Source organism: Kitasatospora sp. NPDC127067, from assembly GCF_042724755.1.
GTDB lineage: Bacteria > Actinomycetota > Actinomycetes > Streptomycetales > Streptomycetaceae > Kitasatospora > Kitasatospora lactacystinica.
Genome location: NZ_JBHXEM010000285.1, coordinates 1 through 2,402 on the forward strand (window position 1 = coordinate 1; position 2,402 = coordinate 2,402).

At 74.4% G+C, this 2,402-nt stretch carries 2 protein-coding genes; both read right to left on the reverse strand.

The features are described from left to right. Positions 1-2,168, reverse strand: a 2,168-nt coding sequence (locus ACFWJ4_RS41420; RefSeq protein ID WP_380554605.1) for a type I polyketide synthase, incomplete at its 3' end; no start/stop codon positions are given. 16 nt (positions 2,169-2,184) lie between these two features. Beyond that, positions 2,185-2,402 (reverse strand): hypothetical protein (locus ACFWJ4_RS41425; RefSeq protein ID WP_380554608.1); only part of this gene is annotated, 218 nt, incomplete at its 5' end.

Below are 2,402 nucleotides of genomic sequence, written 5' to 3' on the forward strand. Positions count from 1 at the left end.
ACCGTCGACGACGGACCGTTCACCGCCGCCACCGACAACCGGCCCGCGATCCGCTCCCGCACCGCCTCGACCGGCAGGGGAACCGACGCCATCCCGCCACGGCCCGCCAGCGCACCCACCGCACGGGAACGCAACGCGACCACCCGCGCCCCGTCCTCCAGACTCAGACCACCCGCCACGCAGGCGGCCGCGATCTCGCCCTGCGAGTGGCCCACCACCGCGTCCGGAACCACACCGAACGCGCGCCACACCTCCGCCAGCGACACCATCACGGCCCACAGCACCGGCTGCACCACGTCGACCCGCGCCAGCAGCGCCTCCGAACCCAGCGCCTCCGCCAACGACCAGTCGACGTAAGGCGCCAGCGCCCGCCCGCACTCGGCCATCCGTTCCGCGAACACAGCCGATTCGGCCAACAGCTCCGCGGCCATCCCCACCCACTGCGAACCCTGACCCGGGAACACCAGCACCGAACGACCCGAGGACACACCGTCGCCCTGTACCAGCCCCGGCACCGAGCGGCCCTCCGCCAGCGCCTTCACGCCGTCGAGCAGCCGGTCCGGGTCGGTGCCCACCACCACGGCGCGCCGTTCGAAGGCGGTCCGCGTGAGGGCGAGGGCGCGGCCGGTGTCGGCGGCCCGCAGGGGTGCGGGGCCGGCGCTCAGGTGTGCCAGCAGCCGGGCCGCCTGGTCGCGCAGCGCCCCGTCGGTACGCCCCGACAGCACCCAGGGCAGCGGGTACGCGTCGCCGCCGGCCGCGGTGTCGGCCACCGGTTCGGCTTCCTCCGCCGGGGCCTGTTCCAGGATCAGGTGGGCGTTGGTGCCGCTGACGCCGAAGGCGGACACGCCCGCCCGGCGCGGGCGTCCCGTGTCGTCCCAGGCGCGGGCCTCGGAGAGGACTTCCACGGCTCCCGACGACCAGTCCACCATGGGCGTCGGCCGGTCCGCGTGCAGGGTCCTGGGCAGTTCGCCGTGCTCGATCGCCAGCACCATCTTGATGACGCCGCCCACTCCGGCCGCCGCCGAGGTGTGGCCGATGTTCGACTTCAACGAGCCCAGCCACAAAGGCCGTTCGGCGGGCCGCCCCTGGCCGTAGGTGGCCAGCAGGGCCTGCGCCTCGATCGGGTCGCCGAGGGTGGTGCCGGTGCCGTGCGCCTCCACCACGTCCACCTCGGACGCCGTCAGGCCCGCGTCCGCGAGCGCCGCCCGGATCACCCGCTGCTGCGACGGACCGCTCGGCGCGGTCAGCCCGTTGCTCGCACCGTCCTGGTTCGTGGCCGAACCCCGGACGACGGCCAGCACCGGGTGCCCGTTGCGCCGCGCGTCCGACAAGCGCTCCAGCAGCAGGACGCCGGCGCCCTCGGACCAGCCGGTTCCGTCCGCGTCGGCCCCGAACGCCTTGCAGCGGCCGTCGGCCGACAGTGCCCGCTGGCGGCTGAACGCCACGAACGCGTCGGGGGTCGCCATCACCGACACCCCGCCGGCCAGGGCCAGCGTGCAGTCGCCGGCCCGCAGGGCCCGGATCGCCAGGTGCAGGGCGACCAGAGAGGAGGAGCAGGCCGTGTCCACGGTCACGGCGGGCCCTTCCAGGCCCAGGGTGTAGGCGATCCGGCCGGAGACCACACTGCTCGCGGTCCCGGTGTCCAACAGGCCCTGGACCTCGGGGAGGTGGCGCGAACCCTCGCCGTAGCCGTTGCCTATCGCCCCGAGGAAGACACCCGTGCCGGTGCGCCGCAGCGTGCGGGGGTCGATCGCGGCCCGCTCGACCGCCTCCCAGGCGGTCTCCAGTGCCAGCCGCTGCTGGGGGTCCATGGCCAGGGCCTCGCGCGGCGAGATGCCGAAGAACTCCGCGTCGAACTCGGCGGCGTCGTGCAGGAAGCCGCCGTGCCGGGTGTAGGAGGTACCGGGCCGCTCGGGGTCCGGGTCGTAGAGGCCCTCCAGGTCCCAGCCGCGGTTGACCGGCCAGGCGGAGATCGCGTCGGCGCCCCGGGAGACCAGGTCCCACAGCAGTTCGGGCGTGTCGGTGCCGCCGGGATAGCGGCAGGCCATGGAGACGATGGCGATCGGTTCGTGGCGGGCCTGCTCGGCCTCGCGCAGCTGCCTCCGGGCGTCACCGAGGTCGGCGGTGACGCGCCTGAGGTAGTCGAGCAGCTTCTTGTCGTCGGACATCAGTGCCAGCTCTCTCTCAGGCGTTGCCGAAGTCGTTGTCGATCAGGGCGAACAGCTCGTCCGCTGTCGCCGTTTCCATCGCCGTGACGGTGTCGTCCACCGGTCCGGGCGGTGGTGCCTCGCCGCCCGGTGCGCCGGCGCGCCGGCCCCAGCCGCGCAGCAGTTCGTTCAGTCGTTCGCCGACCCCCTCGGTGTCGGCCGGACCGGGCGGGTCGGCCGCGAGGAGCGCGGCCA